The 25,696-nt window shown below is 72.8% G+C and carries 27 protein-coding genes and 1 tRNA gene; 8 read left to right on the forward strand and 20 right to left on the reverse strand.

Going from position 1 to position 25,696, the window contains the following annotated elements; translation table 11 throughout:
- Window positions 1–44 precede the first annotated feature (44 nt).
- From AOM09_RS10005 to manA, 5 genes are all read right to left on the reverse strand, one after another.
- Window positions 45–1,031: an aldo/keto reductase gene (locus AOM09_RS10005; RefSeq protein WP_062387650.1), complete on the reverse strand. Its 987-nt coding sequence runs from the start codon at window positions 1,029–1,031 to the stop codon at window positions 45–47.
- A 213-nt stretch (window positions 1,032–1,244) separates the two neighbouring features.
- Window positions 1,245–1,961: a C40 family peptidase gene (locus AOM09_RS15645; RefSeq protein WP_062387653.1), complete on the reverse strand. Its 717-nt coding sequence runs from the start codon at window positions 1,959–1,961 to the stop codon at window positions 1,245–1,247.
- A gap of 167 nt (window positions 1,962–2,128) precedes the next feature.
- Entirely contained in the window at window positions 2,129–2,809 is a 681-nt protein-coding gene (locus tag AOM09_RS10015; protein ID WP_062387656.1) for a metal-dependent transcriptional regulator, read from the reverse strand.
- 4 nt (window positions 2,810–2,813) lie between these two features.
- Window positions 2,814–4,142: a UDP-glucose dehydrogenase family protein gene (locus tag AOM09_RS10020; RefSeq protein WP_062388113.1), complete on the reverse strand. Its 1,329-nt coding sequence runs from the start codon at window positions 4,140–4,142 to the stop codon at window positions 2,814–2,816.
- Window positions 4,143–4,172: 30 nt separating this feature from the next.
- Window positions 4,173–5,375 (reverse strand): mannose-6-phosphate isomerase, class I, encoded by a 1,203-nt coding sequence (manA, locus tag AOM09_RS10025; RefSeq protein ID WP_228375117.1) that lies wholly within the window; start codon window positions 5,373–5,375, stop codon window positions 4,173–4,175.
- A 41-nt stretch (window positions 5,376–5,416) separates the two neighbouring features.
- On the opposite strand from manA, the gene serC reads away from it, so the two are divergent.
- Both serC and AOM09_RS10035 read left to right on the forward strand, forming a co-directional pair.
- A complete protein-coding gene (serC, locus tag AOM09_RS10030) occupies window positions 5,417–6,541 on the forward strand; it encodes a phosphoserine transaminase (protein WP_062387662.1) in 1,125 nt (374 codons plus the stop codon).
- On the forward strand, window positions 6,538–7,368 hold the full coding sequence (locus tag AOM09_RS10035; protein ID WP_062387665.1) for a CAP domain-containing protein: 831 nt from the start codon (window positions 6,538–6,540) through the stop codon (window positions 7,366–7,368). The genes serC and AOM09_RS10035 overlap by 4 nt, the downstream gene beginning before the upstream one ends.
- Window position 7,369: 1 nt before the next feature.
- On the opposite strand, the gene AOM09_RS10040 is transcribed toward AOM09_RS10035, so the two are convergent.
- From AOM09_RS10040 to AOM09_RS10050, 3 genes are read right to left on the reverse strand one after another with little or no spacing between them, the layout of a single operon-like run.
- A complete protein-coding gene (locus tag AOM09_RS10040) occupies window positions 7,370–8,518 on the reverse strand; it encodes an MFS transporter (RefSeq protein WP_062387668.1) in 1,149 nt (382 codons plus the stop codon).
- A 52-nt stretch (window positions 8,519–8,570) separates the two neighbouring features.
- On the reverse strand, window positions 8,571–9,497 hold the full coding sequence (locus tag AOM09_RS10045) for a DUF3027 domain-containing protein (RefSeq protein ID WP_062387671.1): 927 nt from the start codon (window positions 9,495–9,497) through the stop codon (window positions 8,571–8,573).
- Window positions 9,497–9,877, reverse strand: a complete 381-nt coding sequence (locus tag AOM09_RS10050; protein ID WP_062387675.1) for a cold-shock protein — start codon at window positions 9,875–9,877, stop codon at window positions 9,497–9,499. Before AOM09_RS10050 ends, AOM09_RS10045 begins: the two co-directional genes overlap by 1 nt.
- Before the next feature lie 172 nt (window positions 9,878–10,049).
- On the opposite strand from AOM09_RS10050, the gene AOM09_RS10055 reads away from it, so the two are divergent.
- From AOM09_RS10055 to AOM09_RS10065, 3 genes are all read left to right on the forward strand, one after another.
- Window positions 10,050–10,760 carry an HD domain-containing protein gene (locus AOM09_RS10055; protein ID WP_062388117.1) on the forward strand — a complete coding sequence of 237 codons (711 nt, stop codon included), beginning with the start codon at window positions 10,050–10,052 and terminating at the stop codon, window positions 10,758–10,760.
- 83 nt (window positions 10,761–10,843) lie between these two features.
- Entirely contained in the window at window positions 10,844–11,131 is a 288-nt protein-coding gene (locus AOM09_RS10060) for a WXG100 family type VII secretion target (RefSeq protein ID WP_062387678.1), read from the forward strand.
- 88 nt (window positions 11,132–11,219) lie between these two features.
- Window positions 11,220–11,483, forward strand: coding sequence for a DUF4031 domain-containing protein (locus tag AOM09_RS10065; RefSeq protein WP_062387681.1), 264 nt, complete (start codon window positions 11,220–11,222; stop codon window positions 11,481–11,483).
- Between the two features lie 148 nt (window positions 11,484–11,631).
- Here AOM09_RS10065 and groL read toward each other — a convergent pair whose 3' ends face one another.
- The 3 genes from groL to AOM09_RS10080 all read right to left on the reverse strand — a co-directional run bounded on the left by groL (window position 11,632) and on the right by AOM09_RS10080 (window position 14,382).
- Complete coding sequence (groL, locus tag AOM09_RS10070; RefSeq protein ID WP_062387684.1) at window positions 11,632–13,257, reverse strand: chaperonin GroEL; 1,626 nt, start codon at window positions 13,255–13,257, stop codon at window positions 11,632–11,634.
- A 215-nt stretch (window positions 13,258–13,472) separates the two neighbouring features.
- Window positions 13,473–14,072: a LytR C-terminal domain-containing protein gene (locus AOM09_RS10075; protein ID WP_062387687.1), complete on the reverse strand. Its 600-nt coding sequence runs from the start codon at window positions 14,070–14,072 to the stop codon at window positions 13,473–13,475.
- A 16-nt stretch (window positions 14,073–14,088) separates the two neighbouring features.
- Complete coding sequence (locus AOM09_RS10080) at window positions 14,089–14,382, reverse strand: DUF3263 domain-containing protein (RefSeq protein ID WP_062387691.1); 294 nt, start codon at window positions 14,380–14,382, stop codon at window positions 14,089–14,091.
- A gap of 81 nt (window positions 14,383–14,463) precedes the next feature.
- On the opposite strand from AOM09_RS10080, the gene AOM09_RS10085 reads away from it, so the two are divergent.
- Complete coding sequence (locus AOM09_RS10085) at window positions 14,464–15,138, forward strand: uracil-DNA glycosylase (RefSeq protein ID WP_062387694.1); 675 nt, start codon at window positions 14,464–14,466, stop codon at window positions 15,136–15,138.
- Between the two features lie 44 nt (window positions 15,139–15,182).
- Here AOM09_RS10085 and AOM09_RS10090 read toward each other — a convergent pair.
- The 4 genes from AOM09_RS10090 to AOM09_RS10105 all read right to left on the reverse strand — a co-directional run bounded on the left by AOM09_RS10090 (window position 15,183) and on the right by AOM09_RS10105 (window position 18,389).
- Window positions 15,183–15,258, reverse strand: a tRNA-Thr gene (locus AOM09_RS10090).
- 83 nt (window positions 15,259–15,341) lie between these two features.
- Window positions 15,342–16,166 (reverse strand): DsbA family protein, encoded by an 825-nt coding sequence (locus AOM09_RS10095; RefSeq protein ID WP_062387696.1) that lies wholly within the window; start codon window positions 16,164–16,166, stop codon window positions 15,342–15,344.
- A 54-nt stretch (window positions 16,167–16,220) separates the two neighbouring features.
- Window positions 16,221–16,712 carry a MauE/DoxX family redox-associated membrane protein gene (locus AOM09_RS10100; protein ID WP_169747641.1) on the reverse strand — a complete coding sequence of 164 codons (492 nt, stop codon included), beginning with the start codon at window positions 16,710–16,712 and terminating at the stop codon, window positions 16,221–16,223.
- Window positions 16,713–16,793: 81 nt separating this feature from the next.
- Complete coding sequence (locus AOM09_RS10105; protein ID WP_062387702.1) at window positions 16,794–18,389, reverse strand: serine/threonine-protein kinase; 1,596 nt, start codon at window positions 18,387–18,389, stop codon at window positions 16,794–16,796.
- Between the two features lie 189 nt (window positions 18,390–18,578).
- Between AOM09_RS10105 and AOM09_RS10110 the strand changes: the two genes are divergently transcribed.
- Both AOM09_RS10110 and AOM09_RS10115 read left to right on the forward strand, forming a co-directional pair.
- Window positions 18,579–19,742, forward strand: a complete 1,164-nt coding sequence (locus tag AOM09_RS10110) for an ABC transporter ATP-binding protein (protein ID WP_062387705.1) — start codon at window positions 18,579–18,581, stop codon at window positions 19,740–19,742.
- Window positions 19,743–19,935: 193 nt separating this feature from the next.
- Window positions 19,936–21,396, forward strand: coding sequence for a DUF4032 domain-containing protein (locus AOM09_RS10115; RefSeq protein WP_082099021.1), 1,461 nt, complete (start codon window positions 19,936–19,938; stop codon window positions 21,394–21,396).
- A 22-nt stretch (window positions 21,397–21,418) separates the two neighbouring features.
- Here the strand turns inward: AOM09_RS10115 and rlmB are convergent, their stop codons facing one another.
- The 5 genes from rlmB to AOM09_RS10140 form a co-directional block, all read right to left on the reverse strand.
- Complete coding sequence (gene rlmB, locus AOM09_RS10120) at window positions 21,419–22,384, reverse strand: 23S rRNA (guanosine(2251)-2'-O)-methyltransferase RlmB (RefSeq protein ID WP_062387708.1); 966 nt, start codon at window positions 22,382–22,384, stop codon at window positions 21,419–21,421.
- 157 nt (window positions 22,385–22,541) lie between these two features.
- Window positions 22,542–23,966, reverse strand: coding sequence for a cysteine--tRNA ligase (gene cysS / locus AOM09_RS10125; RefSeq protein WP_062387711.1), 1,425 nt, complete (start codon window positions 23,964–23,966; stop codon window positions 22,542–22,544).
- 63 nt (window positions 23,967–24,029) lie between these two features.
- On the reverse strand, window positions 24,030–24,506 hold the full coding sequence (ispF, locus tag AOM09_RS10130) for a 2-C-methyl-D-erythritol 2,4-cyclodiphosphate synthase (RefSeq protein ID WP_062387714.1): 477 nt from the start codon (window positions 24,504–24,506) through the stop codon (window positions 24,030–24,032).
- On the reverse strand, window positions 24,503–25,186 hold the full coding sequence (locus tag AOM09_RS10135) for an IspD/TarI family cytidylyltransferase (protein ID WP_156162326.1): 684 nt from the start codon (window positions 25,184–25,186) through the stop codon (window positions 24,503–24,505). Before AOM09_RS10135 ends, ispF begins: the two co-directional genes overlap by 4 nt.
- Entirely contained in the window at window positions 25,183–25,665 is a 483-nt protein-coding gene (locus tag AOM09_RS10140) for a CarD family transcriptional regulator (protein WP_062387720.1), read from the reverse strand. The genes AOM09_RS10135 and AOM09_RS10140 overlap by 4 nt, the downstream gene beginning before the upstream one ends.
- Window positions 25,666–25,696 lie beyond the last annotated feature (31 nt).

Consider the following 25,696-nt stretch of genomic DNA (forward strand, 5'->3'; position numbering starts at 1 on the left):
CGGTCCTCGCGCATCGTGCCACCCGCGATCGCCGGACCGGACGCTCAGAAGACCCCGTGCACGTGCTCCCGGCAGTACGTCTCGTAGATGCCCTCGAGGCGCTCCATGACCTCGGGGGACAGCTCGGGGAACTCGGCCGCCGCGGCGTTCGACCGGGCCTGGGCCACCTTGGACGCACCGGGGATCATGGTCGCCACCCCCACCTGCGCGAGCCAGCCCAGCGCCATCTGCGCCGTGGTCCAGCCTTCGGGCGTGAGCGCGGCGACCTCGCGTGCCGCCTGGACGCCCACCTCGAACGGGATGCCCGAGAACGTCTCGCCGATGTTCATCTTCGAGCCGTCGCGGTTCCAGGTGCGGTGGTCCTCCGGCGCGAAGGTGGTGTGCTCGTCGTACTTGCCCGACAGCAGCCCCGACGCGAGCGGCAGGCGGGCGATGATGCCCACGCCCCGCTCCGCGGCGAGGGGAAGCACCCGCTCGAGCGGCTTGCGGCGGAAGATGTTGACGATGATCTGGATGGTCGCCAGGTCCGGCTGCTCGAGCGCCGCGAGGGCCTCGTCGACCAGCTCGACGCTCACGCCCCAGCGCGCGATGCGGCCCTCCTGCTGGAGGGTCCGCAGGTCGTCGTAGACGCGAGCGTCCGAGAACACGGGCGTGGGCGGGCAGTGCAGCTGGACCAGGTCGAGGGTGTCGACGCCGAGGTTCTCGCGCGAGCGGTCCGTCCAGCGACGGAAGTTGTCGAGGCTGTACTCGGACGGGACGTGCGGATCCGCGCGCCGGCCCATCTTGGTGAAGACCGTGAACTCGTCGCGGTCCTCGCGCCCCACGAGGAAGCGGCCGATCGCCTTCTCGGAGCGGCCGTCGCCGTACACGTCGGCGGTGTCGAACAGGCGCGTGCCCGCGTCCGCCGCGGCGTTCAGGACCTCCTGGGCCGTCGCATCGTCCACCGTGGCCCAGTCGCCACCGAGCTGCCAGGTCCCCAGACCCACCAGCGAGATCTCACGTCCCAGGTTCGGCACCATCGTCGTACGCATGGGTCCACGGTATCCCGGTTCCCGGGCGCGCCGGGACGATGCGCCCGCGGCCCGAGCGCAGCACCCCCCGAGGTGCTGGGTGCCCAATCTGGCCAATTTCGAGCACTCAGCACCTCCCAGGACGCCGAGGGGCGCGCCGGGACGATGCGACCGCGGCCCGAACGCAGCGAGGGCCGCCACCGAGACGGTGACGGCCCTCGCGCGATGCGTGGATCAGGTGACGCGGCGGTACTGCGGGTTCGACTGCCAGATCGCGCGGAACTGGATGGTCTTGCCCGGACGCGGCGCGTCGATCTGCAGGCCGGGGCCGGCGTAGATGCCCACGTGGCCCGGGGTGACGATGATGTCGCCGGGCTGGGGGCTCGACACCTGGGTGCCGACGGAGAAGTAGGCGCCCGACGAGCGCGGCAGCGAGATGCCGAGCTGGCCGTACACGTACGAGACGAAGCCGGAGCAGTCGAAGCCCGACGGCGACGAGCCACCGGAGACGTAGGGCACGCCCACGTACTTCGAGGCCTCGGCGATCACGGCCGAGCCGCTGATCGCGGCCTGGACGTCCGCCGACGCCGCGGTGGTGGACTCGGAGCTCGAGACCTCGGTCGCGGTGCTCGTGTCGGTGGTGGTGGTCGACTCGGTCGACTCCTCGACGGTGGCGGTCGGCTCCTCGACCACGGGCTCAGGCTCGGGCTCCGGCGGCGGCGGGACCTTGACCTTCACGGTCGGGGTGTCGATCTCGTACGCGCTCTTCTTCGCGGCGGTGGTGACCTCGGGAATGTCGGCGACATCGGAGGTGTACGCGGCGGCGTCGAGACGGGTGCCGGTGTCCGACGAGTCGTCGGTCACAAGGGCGGCGGCTGCGGCTCCGGTGAGGGGAACCACCACGAGTGCTGCACCCGTGGCCGCGGCCACCGCGCGCGTCTTGGCGCGCATGTATCCGTACTTCAAAGTTTTCGTTCCTTCCGCGCCCCGTGCGCGTCGATGTTTCTGCACCCCTACGCTCGCGTCATCTTCGAGCGTTGCCTCTTGTGGGGGGCGCGGCGGAGATGGTCTCCATGCCCTGCAGGCCGTCGTTGTTACCGAAAATTTATCAAAGAACGCTAAGAAGGCAAGCCGAAGATGTGTCGGGCCTGATCCCGGCCCAAGACGCCCCGGGTCGAACCGAGCGAGATCACCACGTGCTCGCCCTCCGCCGCGAGCTCCACCGTCGCGCCTGGCAGCAGTCCGTTCTCGACCATCTCGCGCAGCAGCTGGAGGTCCGCCTGGGGGTGCTCGCCGATGCGGGTCACTGTGACCTGCGTCACACCGGCGTCGACGAGCTCCGTGAGGCCCCTGTCGGCGCGCGGTCCCGGCTCGGCGTCGATGCCCAGCTCGTCGAGCCCCGGGATCGGGTTCCCGTAGGGCGACACCGTCGGCTCGCCCAGGATCTCGAGCAGCCGGCGCTCGACGCGCTCGCTCATGACGTGCTCCCAGCGGCACGCCTCGTCGTGGACGTGGGCGAGGTCGAGGCCGATGACGTCCGTGAGCAGCCGCTCGGCGAGCCGATGCTTGCGCATGACGCGCGTCGCGACCGCCTCTCCCTCGGCCGTGAGCTCGAGGTGACGGTCGGGCGTGACGACCACGAGCCCGTCGCGCTCCATCCGCGCGATGGTCTGCGACACCGTCGGGCCGGCGTGGCCCAGGTGCTCGGCCAGGCGTGCGCGCATCGGCGTCACGCCGTCCTCGATCAGCTCGTAGATGGTCCGGAGGTACATCTCCGTCGTGTCGATGAGGTCCGTCATGAGCTCAGGAGGCGTACCGGCCCATGCCGATGTAGCGCCAGCCCGCGTCGATCCAGGCCTCGGTGGGCAGGCAGTTGCGCGCGTCGATGACGATCTTGCCCGCGACGGCGTCGCCCACGGCGTGAGGATCGAGCCCGCGGAACTCCTTCCACTCCGTGGCCACCACCACCACCTCCGCATCCGCGAGCGCCTCCGCGGCGCTGTCGGCGAACGTGATGGTCGGCCACACCGTGGCCGCGTTGGCCATCGCCTCGGGGTCGAACGCGCGGACGTCCGCGCCGGCGAGGTGGAGCTGGCCCACCACGTCGAGCGCCGGCGAGTCCCGGATGTCGTCGGACTCGGGCTTGAACGCGACGCCCAGCACGGCCACGCGGCGGCCGACGGGCGAGCCGCCGAGCTCGCGCTTCACCAGGCTCACCACGTGCTCGCGGCGCCGCAGGTTGACGTCGTCGACCTCGCGCAGGAACGTCAGCGCCCTGTCGACGCCGAGCTCGCCCGCGCGCGCCATGAACGCGCGGATGTCCTTGGGCAGGCAGCCGCCGCCGAAGCCGAGCCCCGCACCCAGGAACTTGCGGCCGATGCGGGCATCGTGCCCGATCGCGTCGGCGAGTTGCATGACGTCCGCGCCCGTCGCCTCGCAGACCTCCGCGATCGCGTTGATGAAGGAGATCTTGGTGGCGAGGAACGCGTTGGCGCTGACCTTGACCAGCTCGGCGGTCGGGAGGTCGGTCACCAGGAACGGGGTGTCGCGCGCGATCGCGTCGGCGTAGACCTCGCGGGCGACCGCCTCGACGCGGCCCTCGCGGCCGGACTCGACGCCGATGACGAGGCGGTCGGGGCGCAGCGTGTCCTCCACCGCGAAGCCCTCGCGCAGGAACTCGGGGTTCCACCCCAGCTGCGCCTGGTCGCCCACCGGCGCCAGCTCGCGCACGCGCGCCGCGAGGCGTGCCGCGGTGCCCACCGGCACGGTCGACTTGCCGAGGATCACCGCAGGGCGCGTGAGCAGCGGCGCGAGCGTGTCGATGACGGCGTCAACGAACGTCATGTCGGCGGCGTACGAGCCCTTCTTCTGCGGCGTGCCGACGCCGATGAAGTGCACGTCCGCGAACTCCGCGGCCTCCGCGGCGTCGGTGGTGAACCGCAGGCGCCCGGACTCCACGTGCTTGCGCAGGAGCTCGGGCAGCCCGGGCTCGAAGAAGGGGACCTCGCCGCGCTGCAGGCGCTCGATCTTGGCGGGGTCGATGTCGACCCCGATGACCTCGTGGCCGAGCTCGGCCATGCCCGCCGCGTGAGTAGCCCCCAGGTAGCCGGTGCCGAATACAGAGATGCGCATCGTCATGCGCCCCAGGCTAGTGGGTGAGCGCTACCTCGAGATAGGCGCTTCGACCACCACCGCGGAGCCCACGGCGTCCACGATGAGGCGGCCGTCGGCGTACGGGACGAACGCGGCCTCGCCGCGGCGCAGGCTCACCGAGCCCCTCTCGCCGTGGACCGACGCGGTGCCGTCGACGGCGAGGACGATGCGCGGGCCGGGCTCGAACGCGGCGCTGCCGCGCTCGACGAGCGCGAGGCTGAACTCGTCGACGGGGGCCGGGTACCGCGTCAGCACGCCCTCCGTCTCGCGCACCACGACGGGCGGCGGCGTGGGCGTCCCGTCGGTGAGCTCGACCAGCAGGTCGATGTCGACCGGCTTGGGCGTGAGGCCCGCGCGCACCACGTTGTCGGAGTTGGCCATGATCTCCACGCCCACGCCCGACTGGTACGAGTGGATGACCCCCGCGCCGGTGAAGCACGCCTGGCCGGGGGTGAGGCGGACCACGTTGAGCGCGATCGCGACGAGCGCGCCGGGGTCGCCCGGGAACTCGAGCGCGGCGGCCGAGGCGACGGCGAGCGCCTCGGGCACCCCCGAACGTCCGCCGACCTCGACAAGCGCCGCGAGCGCCGCGGGCGCCTCGGGATCGCGCAGCACCCGCTGGATGTATTCGCCGAGCGCGATCGTCGGCTCGGTCGCGTTCGCGAGGTCCTCCGCCCACCTGCGCGTGCACGGCTGACCCAGCCACACGAGGTCCTGTGCGACCGCGGACGCGGGCCGGAAGCCCGCGAGCAGCGTCATCGGCGTGAGCGCGACGATCATCTCGGGCTTGTGCGAGCGGTCCTTGAACGTGCGGGTCGCCGCCTCGACGGGGATGCCGCGCCCCTCCTCGTCGCGGAAGCCTGCCTCGGCCTGGTCGAGCGTGGGGTGGACCTGGAGCGACAGCGGCTTGGCGATCGCGAGCACCTTGAGCAGGTACGGCAGCCGCTCCCAGCGCGCCGCGAGCGCGGGTCCGAGCATCGTCTCGGGGGCGCGCGCGATGAGCGCGTCGAGCGGCTCGGTCGCGCCCGGCAGCATCCCGACCTCGTCCGCGCCGGCGTGGTGCGCCGCGGTCGCGAGCGCGGGCGCCGAGGCGTGAGCTCCCCACCAGGCCTCCGCGACGGGGGCGCCGGACACGGGCAGGCCGACCAGGTCCTCGAGGACCTCGGTCATCCCCCACGCGTAGTTCTGAAGGGCAGGCTGAAGGCGGTACACGCCCGCCATGATGCCAGCACCCCCGCCACTACAGTGATGCCATGACGGACATCATCACGATCCCGCCTGCCCTGCTGCCCCTCGACGGACGCTTCGGTTCCGGCCCGTCGAAGGTCACGGACGCGCAGGTGGCCGCCCTGGTCGCGAGCCAGCCCGGCGTGCTCGGCACCTCCCACCGCCAGGCCCCCGTCAAGGGGCTCGTGCGCGACATCCGCGCGATGCTCGGCGAGCTCTACGCGCTTCCCGACGGGTACGAGGTCATCCTCGGCAACGGCGGCTCGACGATGTTCTGGGACGCCGCGGCGTTCTCGCTCGTGCGCGAGAGGGCGCAGCACTGCGCGTTCGGCGAGTTCGGCTCGAAGTTCGCGAAGGCGACCGATGCGGCCCCGCACCTGGGCGCATCGTCCATCCGCACCGCGGAGGCCGGAGGCGCGATCGCGCCCGAGGCGGAGGACGGCGTCGACGTGTACGCATGGCCGCACAACGAGACGTCGACCGGCGTGTGCGTGCCCGTCGAGCGGCCCGCCGGCATCGGCGACGCGCTCACCGTGGTGGACGGGACCTCGGCTGCGGGCGGCGTCGAGCTGGACATCGCCCAGGCCGACGTCTACTACTTCGCACCCCAGAAGAGCTTCGCCGCGGACGGCGGGCTGTGGTTCGCCATCGTCTCCCCCGCCGCGATCGCGCGGATCGAGGAGATCGCCGCGAGCGGCCGGTGGATCCCCGAGTCGCTGTCTCTCAAGGTCGCGCTCGACAACTCGCGCGCGGACCAGACCCTCAACACGCCGGCGGTCGCGACCCTGGTGCTCATGCGCGCGCAGCTCGAGTGGATGCTCGCGGGCGGCGGCCTCGGCTTCGCCGCCGGCCGCTCGCGGGCCTCGTCGGACCTCCTGTACGCGTGGGCGGGACGAACCGGATGGACTGAGACATTCGTCACAGACCCTGGCCTGCGCTCCCCCGTGGTTGCGACCATCGATCTGCACCAGCGCGTCGACAGCGCGGAGCTGCGACGTCACCTGCGCGCTCAAGGGGTTGTCGATATTGACCCGTACAGGAAGCTGGGCCGGAATCAGATCCGCGTGGGCGTGTACCCCGCCGTGGACCCGGACGACGTCGGGCGCCTGGTGCAGTCGATGGACTACCTCGTGGAGAGATTGCTGACATGACTGAGACGCAGGATGTGCTGGAGCACACGCGCCGACGACGTCGTCACGCTCCGGCCATCCTGCTCGGCGGGCTGCCGGTCGTGATCGCGTCCACCGCCCTCGTGGGCGCCTACACCTTCGTACCCGCCTCCGCCTCCTACGCGCAGGAGGCGATCGAGGCACCCGTGCTCGACACGGTGACCGTCCCCGCGCTCGACGCGATCACCGCGGACGATGCGGTGGCCGCCCCCCGCGTGCACACGGTCAAGGTCACCAAGCCGAAGCCGAAGCCCACCCCCGCTCCCGTCGCGACGCCCGCATCGTCCGGCGCGACCACGGCTGCGCCCGCCAGCACCCCGTCGACGGGCTCGACGGCATCGACGGGCTCGACCGGCGCCCCGGCCGCGAGCGCCCCCGCGACGGTCGACTTCGCCGCCTACTGCGCGAACCCCCAGGCGCCGTCGGGCGCCTCGAGCGTGAGCGGCCTCCTGAGCGCCGCGAACGCGGAGCGCGCCAAGGCCGGCATCGCGCCGCTCATCTGGTCGAGCGCGCTCGCCTCCGCCGCGACCTCGTGGTCGCAGTCGATGGCCGCCAAGGACTCGTCGACCGAGGCGCTCGCCGACGCGCTCGCGCACAACCCCTCGCGCCCGGGCGCCGAGAACGTGGGCGTGACCTACCGCTCCACGGGCATCTCCGAGTCGGCGGCGATGAACAAGCTCCACGTCAACTGGGTGTACTCGTACGGCCACTGCACCAACCTCATGAACCCCGCGTACACGCAGTTCGGCGCGGGCTCCGCCGTCACCTCCGACGGCACCACGTGGTACGCGACGGAGAACTTCCGCTAGGTCAGTCGACGCGGTGCGCGCGCGCCGGCGGCCGGCGCGGCACCCATGCGGCGAGCCCCGCCGCCGCCGCGAGACCGATGCCGCCGACCGCGACGAAGCCGACCGGCAGGGCGATCAGCGCCCCCGCCGAGACGAGGGCGGGACCGGCCAGCCCGCCGACGTCCTGCAGCACCATCCACACTCCCGTGAACATCGATCGCCCGCGGCGCGGCGCGACGTCCGCGCCGAGCGTCATCACGAGCCCCGAGCCCCAGCCGTTGCCGACGCCGAGCACGAGCGCCGCGGCCGTCACCTGCGCCGCGCCGTGCGTGAGCGGCAGCAGCAGGAAGCCCGCCGCGAGCAGGAGCGAGGACGGGATCGCGGTCCACAGGCGGCCGCGCCGGTCCATCGTGGCCCCCGCGGGATAGAAGAGGAGCATGTCGATGCCCGCGGAGATCGAGAAGATCAGGGTCGACACCTCGGGGCTGAGCCCGACGTACGACGCCCACAGCGGGATCACCGCGATCCGCGCCTGCCGCAGCGCCCCGGTCGCGACGACGGTGAGCCCGAGCGTCGAGAGCGTGCGCCGATGCGCGCGGATCAGCTCGCCGAGCTCCACGCCGTCCCGGCGGGGCACGATGCGCCGGTCGCCGCGCATCCCGACCAGCGCGAGGAGCGCCATGGCCACGGCGATGCAGGCCGCTCCCAGCCAGTACGTCGCGGTGACGCCCCAGGCCGCGATCACGCCCGCGCCGAGCAGCGGGCCGATGAAGTTGCCGATGCGCCACACGCCCGCCAGCGACGTGAGCGAGCGCGCCGTCCGCTCCCGGGGGATCACGCCGAGGATCTGCTCCTGACGGGCGACGTGGTACGCCGCGTGGCCCAGGCCGACGAGCACGGTCCCGGCCAGGAACACCGCGAGATCGGGTTCGAGGGCGGCGACCACGGCGCCCAGGCCCAGGACTCCGAGCGAGGCGAGCGCCGCGTGGGCCGCGCCGAGCCGATGCGCGAGCGCCCCGCCGAGCGCCGAGCCGGGGAGCCGCCCGAGCTGATAGGCCGCGACCGCGAGCGAGGCGAACGCCGCCGTGTGCCCCATGTCGATGACCGTGAGGGCGAGCACGGGCAGCATCGCGCCGATGCCGATCTCGGCGACGAAGGTGGGCACGTACACGCGCGCGGCGAGCGCGCGCGCGACGTGCCTCGAGGAGGCCGGGTTCGCGGCCTCAGTCAGCCTGGCGCTCCGGGTCCTCGGCCTGCGCCTCGTCGGCGGGCGCGTCCGCGGATACGTCCGCTTCGGCGGCGTCCGGCGCGGGCGCCTCGTCGGCGACCTCGGGCGCGGGCTCGGCCTCCGGCGCGGGCGCCTCGTCGACGACCTCCGGCTCAGGCTCAAGCTCCGGCTCCGGCTCGGCCGTGAGGTCGAGCGCGACGGGCACGTCGTTCTCGAAGACCGGGTCGGGGTCGGGCCACTGCGTGGCACCGCGCTCGATGTCGGTCTCCGAGTGTGCGCCGCACCCGTGGTCGACGCTCACCACGCGACCGTCGGACGGCGACCACTCGTTGGCGCACGCGCCGAACCGCAGGCGCATCGAGCCGGTGAGCGGGATGAAGAACGCGCACGTCGAGCACGGCGAGGCCGAGGCGATGGCCGAGGCGGCGCTCGGGCCGTGCGAGCCGCGGTACCAGCGGTCGGCGACCTCGGTGCGGCCGTCGGGTCCGAGCACGCGCGGGCGGCCCAGGCCGAGCTCCCAGTTGGCGAGGCGGTCCTCGTCCTCCTCGCCGGTGGCCTCGTAGCCCTGCACGAGCCTGCCGTCGCCGGCGACGTAGGGCAGGACCATCGACGCCTCGAGATCACCGGGGCGGACCCGGTCCGCCCACGGCACCCACGCGGGCGCGAGCAGCGCATCGTCCGCGGGCACCAGGTGCGCCTCGCACACGGAGGCGGCCTTCTGGCGCGGCGCGCGCGCGAGCGTGATGGACCACACCCACCCGCGATACCCGGGCATCGTGCACGCGAACAGGTGCGTGACCAGGCGGTCCTCGACGGTGGTGACGGTCAGGTGGTCGCCCACCAGCGCATCGTCACCCGCGAGCTCCACCGCGACCTCGCGCGCGAGGTCGACGGCCTCGGTGAGCACTGCATCCTTGGCCATCAGACGTCCAGCTGGTCCGCGACGGCACGCAGCACGGCGGCGACCTGGGAGCCGCGCGCCGGCTCGGGGTAGCGCCCCTTGCGCAGGGCGTTGGAGACGCCGTCGAGCATCTTGATGAGGTCCTCCACGATGACCGTCATCTCCTCGGGCTTCTTGCGCAGGTTCGCGGCGACGGACGGCGCGGCCTCGACCACGGTCACGTTGAGCGCGGACGGGCCTCGACGACCGTCCGCGACGGAGAAGTCGACCTTGGCACCCGGGCGGACCGTGGTGCCTGCGGGCAGCGCGGAGGCGTGCAGGAAGACCTCCGCGCCGTCGTCGCTCGCGATGAATCCGAACCCCTTGTCGGAGTCGAACCACTTCACCTTGCCAGTGGGCACATCTACCTCGTTCGTCCTCGAGGGCACCGCTGCTCGGCACCCCGCACGATTCTAGCCGCAGCCGGGGACAGCGGCCCCTGGCCGCGACGCGCCCGCCGGGGCTTTGCCTCGGACGGTGTGATGTGGGCAGACTGGAGGCGTAGAGGGAATCCCGGAACCACTCGAGGTGAACATGCCCACGGCCACCACGCCCGCCTGGCTCCTCCCCGCATTCGTGCGGGAGGCGATCGCGGCGGGCGCCACCGCGTCCGAGGAGGACGTGGCAGAGGCGGGCGCGCGCCTGCTGACGCGCTGGCAGAACCCCGCGCGCCGGTTCCACGACGTGCGTCACCTGGTCGAGCTGCTCACGCGCGTCGACGAGCTTCAGCAGGAGACCCGCCTGCCGCATTGCGTACGCCTCGCGGCCTGGTACCACGGCGCCGTGTTCGCCTCCGACTCCGAGTCGGCCTACGCGGCGCGCGGCGGCGAGGACGAGGACGCGAGCGCCGAGTACGCCCGCATGGAGCTACGCGACCTGGGCGTCCCGGACAAGAAGATCGACGCGGTCGCCGCGATGGTGAAGGGCCTCGCGCGCCACGTCACGGTGCCGGACAGCCCCGACGCCGCGGTGCTCTCGGACGCCGATCTCGCGATCCTCGCGTCCGATCCGCAGCGGTACAAGGCCTACATCACGGATGTGCGCGAGGAGTACGCGGAGATCCCCGAGGACCGGTTCCTGGCGAGCAGGCGCGCGATCGTCGCCCGGCTGCTGTCGCGCGACCGCCTCTACACGAGCCCGCTCGGCACCACGTGGGAGGCGCAGGCCCGCCAGAACCTCACCGCCGAGCTCGCGCGGCTCGACAAGGCCATCGCGGCGATGTCCACCGCCGCGGACGCCGGCTGAGCCCTCCACAGGTCGCCGGCGCCCACGCCGCCCCGGGCCGCACGCGTCCTAGCGTCGGGATCACCCGATCCCGAGGAGGACCCATGCAGTACCACGTCGATGCGGCCGAGGTCTCGGCCGCCTCCGCCCGCGCCGCCCGCACCGCCGACGCGATCCGCGCCGAGGTCGCCTCCCTCATGGCCGAGCTCACCAGCCTCGACAGCACGTGGCGCGGAGGCGCGGCCTCCGCGTTCGGCGACGTGCGCGAGCGCTGGCGGGGTGCGCAGGCGCACGTCGAGTCCGCGCTCGACGCCATCACCCAGGCGCTCGGCAACGCGGCCCGCTCCTACGAGGAGGCCGAGGCGACCGCGTCACGCCTGTTCAGCCGCTGACCCCGGGCTCGGGACACGCCGTGCTGGCGACGGTGCCGGATCCGCGGTTCGCGGGACGTCCAGGTCCGCCGCATCCTAGGCTCGGGGCGTGATCCTCATCGACCCGCCGCTGTGGCCGCGCCACGGCACGGTGTGGGGCCACCTCGTGTCCGACGCGTCGCTCGAGGAGCTCCACGAGTTCGCGGCGCGCGCGGGCATCCCGCCCCGGGCCTTCGACCGTGACCACTACGACTACCCGATCGAGCGCCGCGGCGACCTCGCCGGGCTCGGCGCCGTCGAGGTCTCGACGCGCGAGCTCATCACGCGGCTGCGCGCCTCGGGGCTGCGGGTGACCGCGGCCCAGCGTCGCTGAACGCCCCCGCGCACCTCGCGCGCCGCCCGCCGGGCCGCCGGGCCGCCGGGCCGCCGCCCGCATCGTGCCCCGGAGACGACGCAGGCCCCCGGCCCGGGAGAACCCGGGACGGGGGCCTGCGCGCTGGCTTCAGCCGAGAGGCGAGGGCTTAGAAGCCCATGCCGCCCATGTCGCCACCGCCGGCCGGCATGGCCGGCTCGGGCTCGGGCTTGTCGGCGACGACCGCCTCGGTGGTGAGGAACAGCGCCGCGATGGACGCCGCGTTCTGCAGCGCCGAGCGGGTCACCTTGACCGGGTCGTTGACGCCCGCCGCGAGCAGGTCGACGTACTCGCCGGTCGCCGCGTTGAGGCCGAAGTGGACCGGGAGGCCCTTGACCTTCTCCACGACGACGCCGCCCTCGAGGCCGGCGTTGATCGCGATCTGGCGCAGCGGCGCGGTGATGGCCGCCTCGACGATGCGGGCACCGGTGGCCTCGTCACCCTCGAGCTCGAGGCCCTCGAACGCGGTGGTGCCGGCCTGGATGAGGGCCACGCCACCACCGGCGACGATGCCCTCCTCGACGGCGGCCTTCGCGTTGCGGACGGCGTCCTCGATGCGGTGCTTGCGCTCCTTGAGCTCGACCTCGGTGGCCGCGCCCGCCTTGATGACGGCGACGCCGCCGGCGAGCTTGGCGAGGCGCTCCTGGAGCTTCTCGCGGTCGTAGTCCGAGTCGGAGTTGTCGATCTCGGAGCGGATCTGGCGGACGCGGCCCGCGAGCTGCTCCTCCGAACCGGCACCCTCGACGATGGTGGTCTCGTCCTTGGTGACGACGACCTTGCGCGCCTGACCGAGGAGCTCGAGGCCCGCGTTGTCGAGCGAGAGGCCGACCGACTCCGAGATCACGGTGCCGCCGGTGAGGATCGCCATGTCCTGCAGCATCGCCTTGCGGCGGTCGCCGAAGCCGGGCGCCTTGACGGCGACGGCCTTGAACGTGCCGCGGATCTTGTTGACGACGAGCGTCGCGAGGGCCTCGGACTCGACGTCCTCCGCGATGATCGCGAGGGGCTTGCCGGTCTGCATGACCTTCTCGAGCACGGGGACCAGGTCCTTGACGGAGCCGATCTTCGACTCGACGAGCAGGATGTACGCGTCCTCGAGGACGGCCTCCTGGCGCTCCGGGTCGGTGACGAAGTACGCCGAGAGGAAGCCCTTGTCGAAGCGCATGCCCTCGGTCAGCTCGAGCTCGAGGCCCAGAGCCGAGGACTCCTCGACGGTGATGACACCCTCCTTGCCGACCTTGTCCATCGCCTCGGCGATGAGCTCGCCGATCGCGGGGTCGCCGGCGGAGATGCCCGCGGTCGCGGCGATCTCGTCCTTGGTCTCGACCTCCTTGGCGGCGGCGAGCAGCTCGGCCGTGACGGCCTCGACGGCCTTCTCGATGCCCTTCTTGAGGGCGATCGGGTTGGCGCCGGCGGCGACGTTGCGCAGACCCTGCTGCACGAGCGCCTGGGCGAGCACGGTGGCGGTGGTGGTGCCGTCACCCGCGACGTCGTCGGTCTTCTTGGCGACCTCCTTGACCAGCTCGGCGCCGATCTTCTCGAAGGGCTCCTCGAGCTCGATCTCCTTGGCGATGGAGACACCATCGTTGGTGATCGTGGGGGCGCCCCACTTCTTCTCGAGCACCACGTTGCGGCCCTTGGGGCCAAGGGTGACCTTGACGGCGTCGGCGAGGGCGTTCATGCCCCGCTCCATGCCGCGGCGGGCCTCCTCATCGAAGGCGATGATCTTTGCCATGGGGTATGTCCTCTTTCGAAGATGACGGTTCCCACCGCCCGCGACGGACGATGCGCGGTCCGGCGTTCACGTCACGCCGCACCCCGCACCTCGGCGGAGAACCCTAGGTCTCTTAGCACTCGGGTAGGCCGAGTGCTAACGCCGATTCTGGCACTCTCCCCGGGAGAGTGCAAACGCCCTGAGCAGTGTTCGCCGAGGGCGTGGAGCGGCCGGGCCTACGGCTCGGAGACCAGCTGCACCTCGACGTCGACGTCGGTGGTGGGCGTGCCCTGCTCGACGGTGTCGATGCCCAGCTGCGATGCGACCTCGGCCGCGGTGTCCGCCATCGCATCGTCGCCGTACACCACACGGTTCGCGGTCGGGATCTCGCCGGAGAGGTTGTCCGCCGAGAGCGTCGCGAAGCCGGCGCCCTCGAGGATCGACACCTGGGTGCCCGCGAGCCCGGTGATGCCCGAGCCGTTGAGCACGGCGATCGAGGCGTCGTAGTCGATCACCGGCTCGGGTTCGGCGGTCTCGGAGGGCTCCTCGCTCGGCTCCGGCGACGTGGTCTCGGACGCATCGGCGCTCGGCTCGGTGCTCGCCTCCCCGCTGACCGTCGCCTCCACGGTGGGCGACTCGCTGGCGGATGAGGCGGGCGTCACTCCGGTGTTCCAGAACAGCTGCGCCACCACGAACGCAACCAGCCCCGCGACCACGAACACCACGAGAGGCACCAGCGCGACCGTCCACCACGGGCGCGGCGCGCGGTGGACCCCCACGGGGCCGCCGCTCGCGGCGATCTCGTCGAACTCGTCGGGCTGGTAGTCGCTCGTCACGCGGACACCCTACCGTTCACCCTCGTGCGCGGGCTGTTGCCGCGCGTCCACGCCCCCGCGCGTCGCGCACGCGACGCAGCCGCTGGACCAGCACGGGATCCTGCGCGAGCGCCTCGGGCGTGTCGATGAGCGCGTTGAGGACCTGGTAGTACTGCGTCGCGCTGAGGCCCAGCGCGTCGCGTACGGCATCCTCCTTGGCACCCGCGTAGCGCCACCACCGCCGCTCGAGAGCGAGGATCTCGAGCGCGCGCGCGTCGAGCACCGACACCGGTGCCGTGGCGACGTCCGCGTCCGTGGTCTCCTCGTTCATGTCGCCTCCACAGTAATCGCGCGCGGGAGGCGTCGAGCACAGGCGCGCGGTGCATCGTCCCCCGTCGCTAGGGTGAGCGCCATGCACGCGGAGTGGCTCGACTCGATGGCGCGGGACTGGGCCGGCGTGCTCGCCCCCGCGGCGCCCACGCTCGAGCGGCTCGCGGCGGAGCTGGGCGGCGAGGCGTACCTGCCGGCACCCGAGTCGGTCATGCGCGCGTTCGCGCTGCCTCTCGCGGACGTGCGCGTGCTGCTGGTCGGGCAGGACCCGTACCCGACGCCGGGAGATGCAGTCGGGCTGAGCTTCTCCGTCGCCCCCGGGCGACCGATGCCGCGCTCGCTCGCCAACATCGCGCGCGAGCTGCGCGCCGACACCGGCGAGGAGCTCGCGAGCGGGGACCTGTCCCCGTGGGTCGATCAGGGCGTCATGCTGCTCAACCGCGTGCTCACCGTGCGGCCGGGCGAGGCGGGCTCGCATCAGGGCCGGGGCTGGGAGGCGGTCACGGCGATCGCGATCGAGGCGCTCGCCGCGCGGGGAGGGCCGCTGGTCGCGCTCCTCTGGGGTCGCCAGGCGCAGGCCCTCGCGCCGCTGCTCGGGGACGTGCCGCGGGTGGAGAGCGCGCATCCGAGCCCGCTGAGCGCGTCCCGCGGCTTCTTCGGCTCGCGGCCGTTCTCGCGCGTGAACGCGCTCCTCGAGGAGCAGGACGCCGCGCCGGTCCGCTGGGGCGCACCGCCGGACGGCTCCGCCCTCTTCTGAGCGCTCCCCCGCCGTGCGGGACGCTCGGTCCCGACGGGTGACAGTGGAGCTGGCAGCGGGACTCGAACCCGCAACCACCGCTTTACAAGAGCGGTGCGCTACCAATTGCGCCATGCCAGCAGGGCACCCAGGATACCGGGGCCGGACACGCCGACGCCGCACCGCCCCCGGCAGGGGACGATGCGGCGCTCGGCTGCTGCGGGCTAGCCCAGGCTCTCGATGTACGCCTTGAAGTTGCCCGCGGTGAAGTAGTCGACCGAGGGCGAGTTCTCGTTGCTCTGGTCGTTGAGGATGACGCCGTCCGCGAAGTCGCCGGTCTCGGAGACGCGGATGGTCGGCGTGCCCTGCATGCCGTCGATCGACGCCTGCTCGGTCGCGGCGGTCGCCCACTTGCGCATGCCATCGTCCGTGAGGCTCGCGGCGACGTCCGCGGGCACGCCCGCGTCGACGGCGATCTGCTCGATCTGCTCGTCGCTCAGCCCGTCCGAGTTCTCCTCGGGCTGGTTGGCGAACAGCGCGGTGGTGAAGTCGAGGTACGCCTCGGGGGCGAGGTGCGCGACCACGCCGGCCGCGCCCGCCGCGCGGGTCGAGAAGCTGGTGCCGTTCGAGTAGCGGTCGAGGATCGAGATCGGGTGGTAGTACACCTGGATCTCGCCGGCCTCGCGCATCGCGTCGATGTCCTCGGCGTTGGTCTGCTCGAAGACGTTGCAGATGGGGCACATGAAGTCGAGGTAGACGTCGACGCGCGGTGCGTCGGTGGCGACGTCCTCGCCCACCACGCCGCCCGTGCCGACGGGGATGCCGCCGGTCGCGTCCGCGGCGGCGGGGGCCGTCGCGCCCTCGGTGCCGAGCGGCTCCACCTTGCCCTGGTTGACGATGAAGAGGATGAGGCCGGCGAACACCGCGATGCCCACCACGGAGCCCGCGACGATCATCAGCATCGTCCTGCGCTCCTGTGCGCGCACCTGCGCCTGCGCCTTCGCCTTGGCGGCGGCGCGCGCGTCCGTCTTCTGGTCCTTGCTCGACATCGATCTCTCCAGGGTTCTGCGGTCGGGTGTCACATGAAATCTAGACGATGCTCGTCAGGCGGCCTTCATCCAGCCGTCGAGCGAGTAGCGGCTGCGCGGCCAGATCGCGAGGTACGTGCCCAGCACGATGAAGCCGGCGCGCTCGAGCATATGGAGCGGGTAGTTGGTGGTGCCCTCGGCGACGTCGCCGCCCCCGCCGAAGCATCCGCAGTCGATGCTGAGCCCGTTCGCCCACGCCCAGATCACGCCCGTGACGAAGCCGGCCATCATGACGAGCCACACGATCGACGCCGTCCGGGTGAACAGGCCTGCCAGGAGGAACACGGCGAGCAGCAGCTCGAAGAACGGGAGCATGGTGCCCACGAACGGCACGATGGCCTCGGGGAGCAGGCGGTACGCGCGCACGGCGATGATCGACTGGGGGATGTCGAGCATCTTGGGGATGGCGGCGGCGACGAGGATGCCCGCCATCGCCAGCCGGACCACGGTGCTGAGCCACGGCTGCACCGTCTCCCAGCGCCCTGCGGTCGCGGTCGTCTCCGTCATCTCCGAGCTCATCGTGGTCCCTTCGTCACCCGTGCCTCGCTGCCGGGCGAACGCCCGAGGTCGCCTGCGTGTTCCGGGGTGTCAGGACGATGCGCCCATGCTAACCGTGAGCGGCCACCACCAGATCCCCACGTGCGCGTACACGGCGATGCCCGCGACGAGGACCGCGCTGACCGCGACGAGCGCCCACGCGGCCGCGAGACCGGCGGTCGGGGACACCGCCGCGGCGAGGCGATGCGCGCCCGCGCGGGTCTCGCGCATGAACGGTCCGTAGGCCATCGCGACCACGGCCGCCGCGGCGCCGAGCGCGAGCGCTCCCGCCTGGGCGTACTCCACGGCGTCCGCGCTCAGGCCCAGGCTGCCCGAGCCCACGAGCCACCAGGCCCCCGCCGCCACGCCGCCGCCCGCGGCGGCAGCCGTGAGCGCGGCCGGGATGGTCTCGACCGCGGCGCGCAGCACGTGCCACGGGAGCCCGATGGTCTGCACGACGGTGTCCGTGGTGCGGCGCCTGCCGCGACGCGCATCGGCGGCCTCGAGCGCGAGCTCGCGACGCTGCACGCCGCGCGCGAGGATCGCGACGCCGAGCAGCACCAGCGCGGTGACGACGGGCGCGAGCGCGGCGGCGGCGATCACCACGAGCGCGGCGAGCAGGAGCAGCAGCCGGCGCCGGGGAGCGGGCTCGAGGTAGCCCTCGTCGTCCTCGGGGACCAGGTCCTCCCACGCCGGCTCGTCGGGCTCGAGGCCGTCCTGGTCGCCCCACCCTGCCGCCGCATCGTGCACCGGGACGTGCTCGCCGCTGGGCAGCACTGCGGTCGCCTCGGCGTCCGCGCCCCACGCCGCCTCCGCGAGGCCGACCGGCGCGACCGCGGTGGGCGGGAGCGCGGGCAGCACGTCGGTGGCCCCGCTGAGCGCCGCGACCACGTCGCGCATGCCGGGACGCGCCGCGACGTCGCGGCCGAGCGCCGCGCGCAGCGTCGCCGCGCCGGGGACGTCGGGCAGCCGCACCTCGGCCTCGAGGGTCCGGCTGATCGCGCCCGTGCCGGAGCCGAAGGGCGCCTGCGCCGTCATCGCGAACGCGACGGTCGCGGCCCAGGACCACCGATCGGCCTGCGCGCCCGGCTCGGCACCGTCGATCACCTCGGGCGCGACGTAGCCGGGCGTCCCGCTCACCAGCCCCTCGCGCGTGAGTCGCGCGTCCTCCGTCCGGTGCGCGAGGCCGAAGTCGATGAGCACGGGGCCGTCCGGTCCCATCATGACGTTCGACGGCGTGACGTCGCGGTGGACCACCCCGGCCGCGTGGACCGCCTCGAGGGCCGAGGCGGTGCGCTCGGCGAACGCGGCGAGCGCCTCCCCTGCAAGCGGGCCGTGATGGCGGATGTGGTCGAACAGCGTCTCCCCGGGCACGATCTCGAAGACCACGAAGGTCTCCGCGTCGTCGAGCTCGGCGTCGAGGATGTGGGGCACGGCGGGGTGCCGCAGCGACTGCAGCGCGCGCACCTCGCGGGCCAGGCGCGCGGCCGCGACCTCGTCCTCGCGCGCGTCGACCAGCTTGAGCGCGGCCTCCTGGCCGCCCTCATCCACGACGCGGTACACGGAGCCCGAGCCCCCCGAGCCCAGCCGCCCTTGCACGCGATAGCCGCCGACGACGTCACCTACCTCGCGCTGAAGCCCGGCCATGGACCCAACCTACCGGCGCATCGTCCAGGCTCGACCCGCGTGGGACCTGCGGGGGTGCCGGGTCCCGTCCGGGCTGTGTCATGATGGGCGGGCCGGGAGGACCCCGGCAGTGTCACTGTGGACACCACAACGGCATTTCTTCACTACGGATCGTCCGGCACGTACCTGCCGGTGAAGGGAAACACGGCCATGGCCACCGTTACCTATGACAAGGCGTCGCGGATCTACCCCGGCACCGAGCGTCCCGCGGTCGACTCGCTCGACCTCCAGATCGCCGACGGCGAGTTCCTCGTGCTCGTCGGCCCGTCCGGCTGCGGCAAGTCGACCTCGCTGCGCATGCTCGCCGGCCTCGAGGACGTCGACAAGGGCGGCATCTACGTGGGCGACCGCGACGTCACGCACGTCCAGCCCAAGGACCGCGACATCGCGATGGTGTTCCAGTCCTACGCGCTCTACCCGCACATGTCCGTCGCGGACAACATGGGCTTCGCCCTCAAGATCGCGAAGGTCGACAAGGCCACGATCCGCGAGCGCGTCGAGGCCGCCGCGAAGATCCTGGACCTCACCGAGTACCTCGACCGCAAGCCGAAGGCCCTCTCGGGTGGTCAGCGTCAGCGCGTCGCCATGGGCCGCGCGATCGTGCGCCAGCCCCAGGTGTTCCTCATGGACGAGCCGCTGTCGAACCTCGACGCCAAGCTCCGCGTCCAGACCCGCACCCAGATCGCCGCGCTTCAGCGTCGCCTGGGCACCACCACCGTCTACGTGACCCACGACCAGGTCGAGGCCCTCACGATGGGCGACCGCATCGCGGTCCTCAAGGACGGCGTGCTCCAGCAGGTCGGCACCCCGCGCGAGATGTACGACACCCCGCAGAACGTGTTCGTCGCGGGCTTCATCGGCTCGCCGGCCATGAACCTGTCGACCTTCCGCGTCGAGGACGGCCACGCGCTCGTCGGCGACTCGAAGGTCCCGCTGCGTCGCGACACGCTCGCCAACATGTCGGAGGCCGACGGCGGCGACGTCATCCTCGGCTTCCGCCCGGAGTCGCTCGACCGCGTCGCGCCGAACACGCCCGGCGCCTTCCCGGTCGAGGTCAACGTGGTCGAGGAGCTCGGCTCGGACGCCTTCGTGTACGGCACCATCCCGACCCCGCTCGCGACCGGCTCGAAGAACGTCGTGGGCGGCACCGGCGAGGGCATCGTCCGCGTCGACCCGCGCGACGTCCCCGGCAAGGGCGACACCATCTGGGTGACCATCCGCGAGGGCGAGCAGCACGTGTTCTCGTCCGCCACGCAGGAGCGCATCTCGACCCACGTGGTCCAGACCGACGCCTCGCGCACGCTCGCGAACTAACGCTCAGCGTTCCACCAGGAGGGCGGCCCCGTCAGGGGCCGCCCTCCTGTCGTCTCCCCTCCCGGACACTGCCAACGGAGCTGGTCCCGGTTCGCCGGCGTGTCGCGCCGGATCGGGGGCGGCGCGCCGGGGCGCGCCGCCGAACTCCGTTGCCGCTGTCCGGGCGAGGGCACGCCCTCGCTACGCTGGAACCATGCCGCACATCACCGGGGCCGCCGATCCGGCGCTCATGGAGCTGCCATGGGACATCCCGCTCTCCGCCTGGCCCGAGGACGTCATCGCCGCGCTGCCCCGCGGACTGTCGCGTCACGTCGTGCGCTTCGTGCGTCACGGCGGCACCGTGCTCGCGGTCAAGGAGACCAACCGCGAGATCGCGCATCGCGAGTTCCAGATGCTGCGCGACCTCGAGCGCATGGAGGCGCCGTGCGTCCATGCGGTCGCGGTGGTCACCCAGCGCAGGACGCCCATGGGCGAGGAGCTGTCGGCCGCGCTCGTCACCGAGCACCTCGCGTTCTCCCTGCCCTACCGCGCGCTGTTCTCGACCGCGCTGCGCAAGGGCACGCTCAACCGCCTCATCGACGCGCTCTCGGTGCTGCTGGTGCGCCTGCACCTCAACGGCTTCTACTGGGGCGACGTCTCGCTGTCGAACGCCCTCTTCCGCCGCGACGCGTCCGAGTTCAGCGCCTACCTGGTCGACGCCGAGACCGGCGACATCCACGACGCCCTCACCGACGGCCAGCGGTCCTACGACCTCGAGATCGCGACCACCAACATCATCGGCGAGATCCTCGACCTGCAGGCGAACGAGGACCTCGACGAGGGCATCGACCCGTTCAAGATCGGCGAGCGCCTCGAGTCGAAGTACGGCAGGCTGTGGGCCGCGCTCACCGCGACCGAGACGTTCGACGCGAACGTGCCGCTGCGTGTCGCCGAGCGCGTACGCGCGCTCAACGAGATGGGCTTCGACGTGGGCGAGCTCGACATGCTCTCCACCCCCGACGGGCAAGGGCTGCGCATCCGCCCCAAGGTGGTCGACGCCGGCTTCCACTCGCGTCGGCTCATGCGGCTCACGGGTCTCGACGTGCAGGAGAACCAGGCGCGTCGCCTGCTCAACGACCTGGACGAGTTCCGGCTGGTCCACCCCGAGATCGGCGAGGACGAGGCCTTCGGCGCGCACGCCTGGCTCACCAGCATCTTCGAGCCGACGGTCCGCGCCGTGCCGCGCGAGCTCCGCGGCAAGCTCGAGCCCGCCCAGGTGTTCCACGAGGTCCTCGACCACCGCTGGTACCTCGCGGAGGCCGCCGGCGAGGACGTGCCGATGCCCGTGGCCACCGCTTCGTACGTGAAGAACGTGCTGCCGCTGCGCCCCGACGAGCGCGCCGTGCTGGGCCGCTCCCTCGCGGAGATGACCGCCGAGCTGCCCGCGCTCACCGACGAGGTCGGCACCGAGTTCGAGGCGCGCGACCCGTTCGAGAACGACAACACGTACGCGTGGGGCGAGGTCCCCGCGCCCGAGGTCAGCGAGCCCCCGCAGGTGCGGCGCCAGTCGACGCGCCTCCCCGCGCCCGAGCGCTCGCCCCTGTCGGGCGAGGTCACGGCGCGCGCCGCATCGTCCCCTGCGGAGGACGATGCGGGCGAGAAGTCCGGCTTCTAGCCTCGCCCGGGCGCGACGCGGGTCAGGCCCGCGCGGCCGCCTTGGACGCCTCGTACAGCGCGATCGAGGCCGCGACGGACGCGTTGAGGCTCTCGGTGGTCGCGGCGATCGGGATCGACACCACCTGGTCGCAGGCCTCGCGCACGAGGCGCGACAGGCCCTCGCCCTCGGCGCCGACCACGATGACGAGCGGGCCGTCGAGCAGGTTGGACTCGTGCAGGTCCACCTCGCCGTCGCCCGCGAGCCCGAGCACGAACAGGCCCGCCTTCTTGTACTCCTCGAGCGTGCGGACCATGTTGACCGCGCGCGCGACCGGGAGGCGCGAGGCCGCACCCGCGGATACCTTCCACGCGGCCACCGTCATGCCCGCGGCGCGGCGCTCGGGGATGAGCGCGCCGGAGGCGCCGAACGCCGCCGCCGAGCGCACGATCGCGCCCAGGTTGCGGGGATCCTGGATGCCGTCGAGCGCGATGATCCGCACGGGCGACGCCGCCTCGAGGAGGTCCTGCGGCTCGGCGTACTGGTACGGCGGTACCTCGAGCGCGACGCCCTGGTGCGGCGAGCCGTCCGCGAGGGTGTCGAGCGTCGCCTTGGTCACCTCGCGCACCGTGACGCCGTGCTCGACGGCGAGGGACACGATCTCGGTGATGCGGTCGTCCGCGTCGATCCGGTTGAAGATGCTGAGCATGGTGGCCTGCATGCCCTCGCGCAGCGCCTCGAGGACGCTGTTGCGGCCCACGACCAGGTCGGTGGCACCCGACGTGCGGTCGCGCGGCGTCGACCTCGCCGGTCGCTGCGACGCCTTGGCGGCGTCCTTCTCGGCGCGCACCTTCGCCTTGTAGGCCTTGTGGTTGGGGCGGTCCTCCGCCCGGGGGGTAGGGCCCTTGCCCTCGAGCGCCTTGCGTCCGTGCCCGCCCGTGCCGACCTGCGCGCCCTTCTTCGAGCCTGCATTACGGGTCGCGCCGCGGCGCTTCGAGTTACCAGCCATGGCTACAAGGGTAATAGGGGACGATGCGCACCGGCGCCCCACCCCGTGACACTGCCAACGGATCTCGCGGCGACACGCGGGTGAGGCAGGCCCGCTCCCGCGCGACACGCCGACAACCCGGGACCAGGTCCGTTGGACGTGTCCGGGAGGGGTGGGGTCAGGACTCCGAGGCGAGGGACCAGCGGGCGCCGTCGGCGCCGTCGGAGATCACGATGCCGGCGCCGGCCAGGCGGTCGCGGATGGCATCCGCGGTGGCCCAGTCCTTCGCGGCACGCGCCGCCGCCCGCGCCTCGATGTCCGCCTTGACCAGGAAGTCCAGGGCGCCCATCGCGGCGTCCGAGGCGCCCGCCTTCTCCCCCGCCCACTCCGGGGCGCCCGGGTCGAGGCCCAGCACGTCGAGCATCGACCGCGCCGCCAGCAGCGCCGCCGCGACCGCCGCATCGTCCCCCGCCGTGAGCGCGGCGTTGCCCGCGCGCACCGTCTCGTGGATGACCGCGAGCGCGCGCGGCACGCCCAGGTCGTCGTCCATCGCCTCGACGAAGGCGGCGGGCAGCTCGGCGGTCGCGACCGTCGCGGCCGACGGCGCGCCCACCTTCTCGGAGGCCCGCGCGACGAAGCCCTGGAAGCGGGCCCACTGGGCGGAGGCCTCGTCGAGCGTCGACGGCGAGTACTCGAGCATCGACCGGTAGTGCACAGCCGCGAGCGCGAGGCGCAGCGCGGCGGGCTCGTGCTCGGCGAGCACCTCGGACACCAGCAGCCCGTTGCCCAGCGACTTCGACATCTTGGCGCCCGACTGGGTCACCCAGGCCGAGTGCATCCACAGGCGCGCGAAGCCGTAGCCCGCGGCCCGCGACTGCGCCTGCTCGTTCTCGTGGTGCGGGAAGCGCAGGTCGAGGCCCCCGCCGTGGATGTCGAACTCCTCGCCCAGGTAGCGGTGCGCCATCGCCGAGCACTCGATGTGCCAGCCCGGGCGGCCCGGCCCCCAGGGCGAGTCCCACGAGGCCGTCGCGGGCTCATCGTCCTTGCGCGCCTTCCACAGCGCGAAGTCGTGGGTGTCGCGCTTGTCCTCGAGCGGGGCGTCCTGCGCCGGTGACAGGTCGTCGAGCGCCTGACGGGTGAGCGCGCCGTAGCCGACGAACGAGCGCACGTCGAAGTACACCGACCCGCCCTGCTCGTACGCGTGGCCGTTCGCGACAAGGCGCTCGATCATCCCGAGGATCTCGGGGATGTGGCCGGTCGCGCGCGGCTCCGCGGCGGGCGCCTTGACGCCGACCGCCGCGTAGGCGGCCTGGAACTCGCGCTCGTAGCGCAGCGCCCACGCCCACCACTCCCAGCCGGCGTCCGCGGCCTTCGCGAGGGTCTTGTCGTCGATGTCGGTGACGTTGCGCACCAGCGTCACCGCGTAGCCCGAGCGCTCGAGCCAGCGCTGCAGCACGTCGAACGCGACGGCGCTGCGCAGGTGGCCCACATGGGGCGCGCTCTGGACGGTGGGACCGCACAGGTAGATGCCCGCCTTGCCGGCGGTCATCGGAACGAAGTCTCGCTCCTCGCGGGTGGCGGTGTCGTACAGGCGCAGGGTCACGCGCCCAGGCTACCGGTCGCGTGCTGCCGGGAACGATGCGACGGTCTCGCCGTCGCGCGGCGGTCAGGCCTCGACGATGAGCGCGGTCGCGATGGCCGCGACGCCCTCGCCGCGCCCCGTGAGCCCCAGTCCGTCGGTGGTGGTGCCGGCCACGGTCACGGGCGCGCCGCATGCGGCCGTCAGCGCAGCCTCCGCCTCGGCGCGCCGCGGCGCGAGCTTGGGACGGTTGCCGATGACCTGCACCGCGACGTTGCCGATCGTGAAGCCCGCCTCACGCACCAGGCGCGCGGACTCCGCGAGCAGCGCCACCCCGGCCGCGCCCGCCCACTCGGGACGCGCGGTGCCGAAGTTCGATCCGAGGTCGCCGAGCCCGGCGGCAGACAGCAGCGCGTCGCACGCTGCATGAGCGGCGACGTCGGCGTCGGAGTGCCCCTCGAGCCCGGGCTCGCCGGGCCACTCGAGCCCGGCGACCATGAGCGGCCGGTCGCCGCCGAACGCGTGGACGTCCACGCCGATGCCGGTCCGCGGCAGCGCGTTCACACCGTCTCCTCTTCCGCGGACAGCGCCGCGATGTGCTCGGCGAGCGCGAGGTCGCCCGCATGCGTCACCTTGACGCCCCACTCGTGGCCCGCAGTCGCCACCACCCGGTACCCGAGGGCGCGTGCGAGCGACGCGTCGTCGGTCGCCGCGTCACCGCCGCGCGCATGCGCGTCGAGCAGCACGGCGGCGCGGAACGCCTGGGGGGTCTGGACGATGCGGAAGCCGGCCCGGTCGACGGGCTCGCCCAGCGAGCCGTCCGGCGCGGGCGCGGTCACCAGGGTATCGACCACCGGCACCACGGGCACGGCGCCGTCCGCGCCGTCCTCGATCGCGGCGACGACGGCGCGCATGGCCGCCACGGGCTGGAAGGCGCGCGCCGCATCGTGCACCAGGACGATGTCGTGGGACGCGAGCCGCAGCGCCGCCAGGCCCGCGTTGACGGACTCCTGCCGCGTCGCGGCGCCGGGCACCACGGTCACGTCGAGGCCCGCGAGCGCGCGCTCGAAGTCCGGCAGATGGGTGGGCGGCGCCGTCACGACGACGCGCGCGGCGACCCGGGCGATGCGCCGCACCGCGTGCACCACGAGAGGCGCGCCCGCGACGACGACGAGCGCCTTGGGAAGGTCGGACCCCAGCCGGGTCCCGTAGCCGGCGGCCGTGACGACGGCCGCGACGGTCACGAGGCGAGGACCTCGTCGAGACGGGTCTCCGCGGCGGCCTCGTCGCACTTCTCGGCGAGAGCGAGCTCGCTCACCAGGATCTGGCGCGCCTTGTGGAGCATGCGCTTCTCGCCGGCGGACAGGCCCTTGTCGGTGTCGCGACGCGAGAGGTCGCGGACCACCTCGGCCACGCGGATGACGTCGCCCGAGGCGAGCTTCTCGACGTTGGCCTTGTAGCGGCGCGACCAGTTGGTCGGCTCCTCGATGTAGGGCTCGCGCAGGACGCCGAACACCTTCTCCAGTCCCGCCTGGTCGACGACGTCGCGGACTCCCACCAGGTCGACGTTCTCCGCCGGCACCTCGATGGTCAGGTCACCCTGCGCCACCTTGAGCTTGAGGTAGGTCTTCTCCTCGCCGCGGATGATGCGCTTCTTGATGTCCTGGATCTGGGCCGCCCCGTGGTGGGGGTAGACGACGGTCTCGCCAACGACGAAGTTCATGGTGGAGTAATCCCCTTCTCGACGGAACTCC

This window comes from Demequina iriomotensis (genome assembly GCF_000971395.1).
In the GTDB taxonomy this organism is placed as follows: Bacteria; Actinomycetota; Actinomycetes; order Actinomycetales; family Demequinaceae; genus Demequina; species Demequina iriomotensis.

Coding starts and splice junctions, on each gene's coding strand:
- AOM09_RS10115 (WP_082099021.1), top strand. CDS start 19,936: ATGCCGCACATCACCGGGGCCGCCGATCCGGCGCTCATGGAGCTGCCA.
- AOM09_RS10045 (WP_062387671.1), bottom strand. CDS start 9,497: ATGGCCAAGGATGCAGTGCTCACCGAGGCCGTCGACCTCGCGCGCGAG.
- AOM09_RS10015 (WP_062387656.1), bottom strand. CDS start 2,809: ATGACGGACCTCATCGACACGACGGAGATGTACCTCCGGACCATCTAC.
- AOM09_RS10110 (WP_062387705.1), top strand. CDS start 18,579: ATGGCCACCGTTACCTATGACAAGGCGTCGCGGATCTACCCCGGCACC.
- AOM09_RS10095 (WP_062387696.1), bottom strand. CDS start 16,166: ATGTCGAGCAAGGACCAGAAGACGGACGCGCGCGCCGCCGCCAAGGCG.
- serC (WP_062387662.1), top strand. CDS start 5,417: ATGACGGACATCATCACGATCCCGCCTGCCCTGCTGCCCCTCGACGGA.
- AOM09_RS10140 (WP_062387720.1), bottom strand. CDS start 25,665: ATGAACTTCGTCGTTGGCGAGACCGTCGTCTACCCCCACCACGGGGCG.
- AOM09_RS10005 (WP_062387650.1), bottom strand. CDS start 1,031: ATGCGTACGACGATGGTGCCGAACCTGGGACGTGAGATCTCGCTGGTG.
- AOM09_RS10055 (WP_062388117.1), top strand. CDS start 10,050: ATGCCCACGGCCACCACGCCCGCCTGGCTCCTCCCCGCATTCGTGCGG.
- AOM09_RS10020 (WP_062388113.1), bottom strand. CDS start 4,142: ATGCGCATCTCTGTATTCGGCACCGGCTACCTGGGGGCTACTCACGCG.
- AOM09_RS10060 (WP_062387678.1), top strand. CDS start 10,844: ATGCAGTACCACGTCGATGCGGCCGAGGTCTCGGCCGCCTCCGCCCGC.
- groL (WP_062387684.1), bottom strand. CDS start 13,257: ATGGCAAAGATCATCGCCTTCGATGAGGAGGCCCGCCGCGGCATGGAG.
- AOM09_RS10100 (WP_169747641.1), bottom strand. CDS start 16,712: ATGACGGAGACGACCGCGACCGCAGGGCGCTGGGAGACGGTGCAGCCG.
- rlmB (WP_062387708.1), bottom strand. CDS start 22,384: ATGGCTGGTAACTCGAAGCGCCGCGGCGCGACCCGTAATGCAGGCTCG.
- AOM09_RS10085 (WP_062387694.1), top strand. CDS start 14,464: ATGCACGCGGAGTGGCTCGACTCGATGGCGCGGGACTGGGCCGGCGTG.
- AOM09_RS10035 (WP_062387665.1), top strand. CDS start 6,538: ATGACTGAGACGCAGGATGTGCTGGAGCACACGCGCCGACGACGTCGT.
- AOM09_RS15645 (WP_062387653.1), bottom strand. CDS start 1,961: ATGCGCGCCAAGACGCGCGCGGTGGCCGCGGCCACGGGTGCAGCACTC.
- AOM09_RS10105 (WP_062387702.1), bottom strand. CDS start 18,389: ATGGCCGGGCTTCAGCGCGAGGTAGGTGACGTCGTCGGCGGCTATCGC.
- AOM09_RS10080 (WP_062387691.1), bottom strand. CDS start 14,382: ATGAACGAGGAGACCACGGACGCGGACGTCGCCACGGCACCGGTGTCG.